The sequence below is a fragment of the Hydrogenophaga sp. genome (genome assembly GCF_018780075.1).
In the GTDB taxonomy this organism is placed as follows: domain Bacteria; phylum Pseudomonadota; class Gammaproteobacteria; order Burkholderiales; family Burkholderiaceae_C; genus Hydrogenophaga.
Genome location: NZ_JADMKB010000042.1, coordinates 1 through 6,179, shown reverse-complemented (window position 1 = coordinate 6,179; position 6,179 = coordinate 1). Strand labels below are relative to the sequence as shown.

General features: G+C 61.8%; 6 protein-coding genes and 1 pseudogene. 5 read left to right on the top strand and 2 right to left on the bottom strand.

Annotated features, from left to right (window positions below; translation table 11 throughout):
* Nucleotides 1-108 precede the first annotated feature (108 nt).
* Both IV088_RS09790 and IV088_RS09785 read left to right on the top strand, forming a co-directional pair.
* Nucleotides 109-359, top strand: a pseudogene (locus IV088_RS09790) (transposase); the annotation flags it as partial.
* A gap of 299 nt (nt 360-658) precedes the next feature.
* On the top strand, nt 659-1,402 hold the full coding sequence (locus tag IV088_RS09785) for a 16S rRNA pseudouridine(516) synthase (RefSeq protein ID WP_291101203.1): 744 nt from the start codon (nt 659-661) through the stop codon (nt 1,400-1,402).
* Nucleotides 1,403-1,417: 15 nt separating this feature from the next.
* Here the strand turns inward: IV088_RS09785 and IV088_RS09780 are convergent, their stop codons facing one another.
* Entirely contained in the window at nt 1,418-2,149 is a 732-nt protein-coding gene (locus tag IV088_RS09780) for a hypothetical protein (protein ID WP_291101200.1), read from the bottom strand.
* Nucleotides 2,150-2,466: 317 nt separating this feature from the next.
* The gene (locus IV088_RS09775) at nt 2,467-3,285 is read right to left on the bottom strand and encodes an alpha/beta hydrolase (protein ID WP_291101197.1); all 819 of its coding nucleotides are present in this window, start codon (nt 3,283-3,285) and stop codon (nt 2,467-2,469) included.
* A gap of 59 nt (nt 3,286-3,344) precedes the next feature.
* Between IV088_RS09775 and IV088_RS09770 the strand changes: the two genes are divergently transcribed.
* The 3 genes from IV088_RS09770 to IV088_RS09760 all read left to right on the top strand — a co-directional run.
* A complete protein-coding gene (locus IV088_RS09770) occupies nt 3,345-4,250 on the top strand; it encodes an EI24 domain-containing protein (protein WP_291101194.1) in 906 nt (301 codons plus the stop codon).
* 12 nt (nt 4,251-4,262) lie between these two features.
* Entirely contained in the window at nt 4,263-5,084 is an 822-nt protein-coding gene (locus IV088_RS09765; RefSeq protein ID WP_291101191.1) for a molybdopterin-binding protein, read from the top strand.
* Between the two features lie 254 nt (nt 5,085-5,338).
* Nucleotides 5,339-6,179, top strand: an 841-nt coding sequence (locus IV088_RS09760; RefSeq protein ID WP_291101188.1) for a glutamine synthetase beta-grasp domain-containing protein, incomplete at its 3' end; no start/stop codon positions are given.

The following is a 6,179-nucleotide window of genomic DNA, read 5'->3' as shown; positions in this document are numbered from 1 at the left end:
AGCCCCCCAAACCCCCTCGTACCTCGTGTACCTGGGGGTTTGGGCTTTCTGGGGAGCATTGTTTGCCTGTTGTGGTTGGCTTCAATAAACCACCCGGAGAATGACAGCATGAAGAACAGCAGATTCACCGAGGAACAGATCATCGGCTTTCTGAAGCAGGCTGAGGCCGGCATGCCGTTCAGGGAGCTGTGCCGCAATGGCGGTTTCAGCGACGGACGTTCTACAAGTGGCGTACCAGGCTTGGCGGCATGCAGGTCTCTGAGGCCCAGCGCCTGCGCGAATTGGAATCTGAGAACTCCAAGCTCGAACGGCTGCTGACCGAGGCCCACCTCGACATGCACGCGCTCAAGAGTGTTCTGGGCGTAAAGGAACCGCACCTCAAGTTTTGAAAAGTCCGGACTTCGGGGGAGATCTCACGGCTCAGTTAAAATAGGCAATATAAATCTGCGTAATCGTTACCTATCCTAGGATCCTAGGGGTACAAGTGGGGGAGTGCAATGCAGCCCTTCTCATGAGATGTATTCATGCGGGTGTCGGGCGAACCTTCGATTGACCCCAGCCCACCACTTCAACAGAAAAGGCCTCGAAGCGTCACTGCTCCGGGGCTTTTTTCTAGCGGCCACACAGCGCAGTGCTGGCAAAAAATTGATTTCAAATGATGCAGTTGCAGGACATTCTTTTTTCTCAGGGCTTTGGCACACGACGCGTCTGCTATGGCCTCGTTCAGCAAGGTCTGGTGCAATTGGGTGAGTCCCGGCTTCCCTGTACCGACCCGACCGAAGGGGTGGACGAGGAGGGGCTTGTGTTCTGGGTACAGGGCGAGCGTTGGGAATACCACGTCCTCGCTTACCTGATGCTGCACAAACCAGCGGGTACTGAGTGCTCACAGAAGCCCAGCACCTACCCCAGCATCTACACGCTGTTGCCTGGCCCGTTGCGCAACCGGGGCGGTGGCGCGGCGGGGGGTGTGCAGGCCGTGGGGCGTCTGGATCAGGACACCACGGGGCTGTTGCTGCTGTCGGACGATGGGAAGTTCATTCACCGCATGACCTCGCCCCGCCACCATGTTCCCAAGGTGTATCAGGTGCAGGTCAAACATGCGTTGGACGACCTTCAGCTGGAACGCCTGCGTCACGGTGTGGTGCTCGACGACGATCCGGCGCCTGTCAGGGCGGCCAACTGCCGGGCTGTGGACACCCATCACCTGGAGTTGACGCTCACCGAAGGCAAATACCACCAAGTCAAGCGCATGGTGGCCGCCGTGGGCAACCGTGTGGAGGGTTTGCACCGCTCGTCTGTCGGGACCATTGCATTGTCTGAGAGCCTGTTGCCAGGGCAGTGGCGCTGGTTGACGGCGGCGGAGGTCGGGTCATTGACCCAGAAAGCGATTAAATCCGCCTGAGCGCAGGGGACAACTTCAGAGCAGGTCGCCCTTGCGGCTGTCGAGCGGCATGAGGAACGAGTTGTCCTGCCACTGGGAACCTAAGTCGCTGACCTTGGAGTCGCCGGTGGTGCTGCCCGGCCATGTCGACAAAGGGCTGAAGTCGCTGTGGCGGTTGCTGCGTTGGCGGGTCAAAGCCGAGCGCAAGTTGGTCTGGGCCGCGATCATGGCGCGCTCTTCCTGTTCCCGGTCGCGCAGGGTTTCAGGCGTCGGCACTTCTCCGAGAAACTCACCCCGTATCTCGGAGACGGTGGGCAGGCTGTTGGATCGCACGACCCAGTAGGGCAGGCCGCATTGGGTGAGCAGGGAGTGTTTGAGCTGTCGGGTGCTGCGCGGGATGCCCGTGCGTCCTGGCACGTCCAGACAACCTACCACCCGCCCGTCGGCCTTGCAGACCGAAAAGGTGCAGTACACCCCGCCCAGCAGCCGGTACCAGTCCATGCCCTCCTCCTTTTCCCTGGGGAGGGTGAAGCGGGTCACAGGCAGCTTGATCATCACGTGATGGTCGTAGAACGCCCGGGACAGCCAGTGCCAGACCAGCAGTTCTTCACTGTTGGTCACTGCCCGCGTGTCCAGCGGCCACTGTTTGGGGATGCGCCGGCGCGCGCGTGCTTTCCGGTCTTCCCAGGCGCGGTGCAGCATCGCGCCGAGGGCCAGCAGAGCGGGCACCAGCACGGCAAACAGCCATGGTTCGTTCCAAAGATTCATCGAAAAACTCGGGTGGAATGTAACCTAATGTATTGAATTGCTCTGGAAAAGGTGTGCTCTTGTCGTTTTCTGGAACGTCACTAACGTGAATTTCTTGGGGTTTGTGGGGCACTTGCAGGCAGCGCTTGAGGTGCCGGTCTCTGTTGCCGGCCCTTCGATGGATCAGACAGGTGGGTTTCGGGCACGGTGCGCAGGCCCGGTGCAGGGGGCCTTGGGGTCGGCGCAGCCGTGATTCCGTGAGCGTTGTGTCGCTTGGCAGTGACAACAACAGATTGTGCCCAAGCAGCAGCGCTTCGAACATCCCGCAAATGGGGGATTCAGTACACGTTGCTCAGAAATCCGACGATGGCGGAGGTGAGCTGTTCGGGCTGGTCTCGGTGCGGGCTGTGCCCGCAGTCGGCCAGTTCGAGCGTCTGGACGCCGGGAACACGCGCTTCGATTTCGCGCAGTTGTTGCAGACTGCCGTATTCGTCGTTCAGTCCCTGAATTGCCAGCAAGGGGGCGCGGATGGCGCTGCAGTCTGCACGGATGTCGAATCGTCGAAACGCCGGGCTGAGCCAGATGTCGTTCCACTGGTAGAAGGCGTTGTCCACGTCGGCGTGGTGACGAGCCAGGCGCTGTCGCAGTCCTCGCTCCGCAATACTGGTTTCGTACAGCCGGCGGGCCTCGTCAATCGCCTGGATCGCGATGTCTTCGACAAAGACGTGCGGCGCCATGACCACGCAGGCCGCGACGGGGTAGCGGCTCGCATGCAGCAGGGCGATGCTCGCGCCGTCGGAGTGACCGATGAGCACCGGTCGATCAATGCCCAGCCGTTGGAGCAACTCGGGCAACACCTGCCAGGCCTCCCGATGCATGTAGTCGGGTGCATGGCGCCCGACGTGCCAGAAAGCGCCACCCCGCGGTTCGCCGCGCACGTCGGCGACGGGGTCCGAATGCCCATATCCACGGCGCGAGTACAACCAGCCCGCGCGTCCGGTGCCGGCACACAATTCGCGAGGCCAGTCGCGGTCGCGCTGGGACCACATCGACACACTGCCCAGTCCCTCGTGCAGGAACACCAGCGGTGGCCGTTCGGGCGGTCCGGGAATGTGGGCGACTTCAAGTTCGATGCCGTGTATGTCTGTGCGATTCATGGCGGGGTTCTGACGGACAGGTGGCATCGGTGGGGATTGAAAACCTGTATTCTGTTCACATGAGTCTGATGTTCGATTCCTTCTGGCGCGCGGTGGCCTATTGCATGCATCCACGCGTGATCGGCCTGTCGTTTCTGCCACTGGTGCTGATGGTGGCACTGTCTTTCGGTCTGGGCTATTTCTTCTGGGACACTGCGGTGGCTTCGGTGGCGTCCACGCTGGAGGCCTACGAGTTGGTCCAGGGTTTCCTCGGTTGGCTGGAGCGCATGGGCATGGGGTCCTTGCGCACCGTGTTCGCGCCGCTGGTGGTGCTGGTGCTGGCCACGCCGGTCATCGTGCTGCTGTGTCTTCTGCTCGTTGCGCTGTTCATGTCGCCAGCGATGATCGAGCTGGTCGGCCAACGTCGTTTTGCACAGCTGGAGCGCAAACGCGGAGGGTCGCTGCTGGCCAGCATTTTCTGGTCGCTGGGTTCGACGATCGTTGCCTTGCTGGCGCTGGTGATGTCCATGCCTTTGTGGCTGATTCCGCCCCTGGTGCTGATCTTGCCTCCCTTGATCTGGGGCTGGCTCACGTACCGTGTGTTCGCTTTTGACGCTCTGGCTCAGCACGCCAACAGCGCCGAGCGCAAGACCATTCTTCGCGAGCATCGGGGCACGTTGCTGTTGATGGGGGTGCTCAGCGGCTACCTCGGCGCTGCGCCCAGCCTGCTTTGGGCCTCGGGCGCCATGTTGGTGGCACTGGCACCCTTGCTCGTCCCGGTGGCGATCTGGATCTACACCCTTGTGTTCGCCTTCGCATCGCTGTGGTTCGCCCACTTCACCCTGGCGGCCTTGCAGCGCCTGCGTGCTTCACAGCCGGTCGAGGTACTGGACCCGGTTTCCAGCGCTGGTGCACCACCACACCCGCTGCTGGTGGAAGCGGTGGACGGAACCTCGTCTCCCGCCGGGTTGCCGCCTGGTCACTGATCTCGTTGCGTCATGGACACCACAACTCCTCATTTCGGACTGATCATCATCGGGGACGAAATCCTCTCGGGCAAACGCGCTGACAAACACCTGCCGAAGGTGATTGAGCTGCTGCAGGCCAGGGGGCTTTCGCTGGCTTGGGCGCGCTGCATCGGCGACGACCGCTCCCGCATCACGGCCGCCCTTCACGACGCGTTTGCCGGCGCCGATGTGGTGTTTTGCTGCGGCGGCATCGGCGCCACACCCGACGATCACACCCGCCAGTGCGCCGCAGCGGCGCTCGGGGTGGATCTCGCCCTCCATCCGCAGGCGCGTGAGCTGATCGAGCAGCGCATGCGCGATGTCGCCACCGAGCGCGGTGAAGTCCACGACCCTGACCGCTCGGACAACGTGCACCGCCTGAACATGGGCGTGTTTCCATTGGGCGCCAGCATCATTCCAAACCCTTACAACAAGATTCCGGGCTTCAGTTGCGTCGGGGCGGGTGGCAGCACGGTGCACTTTGTGCCTGGCTTTCCCGTGATGGCCTGGCCCATGATCGAGTCGTTGCTGGACGGCCCCTACGCCCATTGGCACCGCCAGGGCCTCTGGCAGGAGCGTTCGGTCGTGGTCATGGGTGCGATGGAGGCCGCGCTCACGCCGCTGATGGAGCGCATCGAGCGCGAGCACCCGGTGAAGGTGTTCAGCCTGCCCAGCGTGGACCACCCTGAGCACGGGCGCCACATCGAGCTGGGCGTCAAGGGGGAGCCGGCACAGGTGGCCACCGCGTTTCAAGTGCTGATCTCGGGACTCAAGGGTTTTGGTGCCGAACTTGGCCCCGAAATGGTGCGATAAGAGATTGCACCTATATGGTGCAAATCGTTGTGCACCTTGTTGATGCACTCCATCCGGTTCTTGGGCATACACCAACGCATCGGCACCTTTTCCGTTCGGCTGTGGCCTTGAGTCGCCAAGGTGCTGCGCCATAATCCGTGCGAGTGCGCAAGTCAGCTGTGTCGGACGGATCAGGCGGTCTGCTTGTGGCACAAAAACTGCTTATCTCCCATGTTGGTTTTTTCACTTCCACCCACCCGCTACAGGAGCTTTTGATGGCAAAGACCGTCGCAGACGTTATGCAAATGGTGAAGGACAACGACGTCAAGTTCGTTGACTTCCGTTTCACCGATACCCGCGGTGCGCAGCAGCACACCACCGTGCCCGTGTCGCATTTCGATGAAGACAAATTCGTTTCGGGTCACGCCTTTGACGGTTCCTCCATCGCTGGCTGGAAGGGCATCGAAGCCTCCGACATGCAGCTGATCCCCGATCCGAACACGGCCAACATTGACCCGTTCTACGAAGAGACCACGCTGATCCTGACTTGCGACGTGCTGGAGCCTGCCGACGGCAAGGCCTACGATCGCGATCCCCGTTCCATTGCCAAGCGCGCCGAGGCTTACCTCAAGTCGACCGGCCTGGGCGACACGGCTTTCTTCGGGCCGGAACCCGAGTTCTTCCTGTTCGACGGCGTGCGCTGGAGCACCGCCCCGGGCCATACCTTCTACGAAATCGAAGAGTACGAAGCCCCTTGGAACAAGGGTGCCAAGCTCGAAGGCGGCAACCGCGGCCACCGTCCCACCGTCAAGGGCGGCTACTTCCCCGTGCCCCCGGTCGACAGCACGCAGGACATGCGCGCCGAGATGGCCCTGATCCTCGAATCGCTGGGCATTCCGGTTGAAGTGTTCCACCACGAAGTGGCGGGCGCTGGCCAGAACGAAATCGGCACCAAGTTCAGCACGCTGGTGCAGCGCGCCGACTGGACGCAGATGCTCAAGTACGTGGTGCAGAACGTGGCCAATGCCTACGGCAAAACCGCCACCTTCATGCCCAAGCCCATCGTTGGCGACAACGGTTCCGGCATGCACGTGCACCAGTCGGTCTGGAAAGACG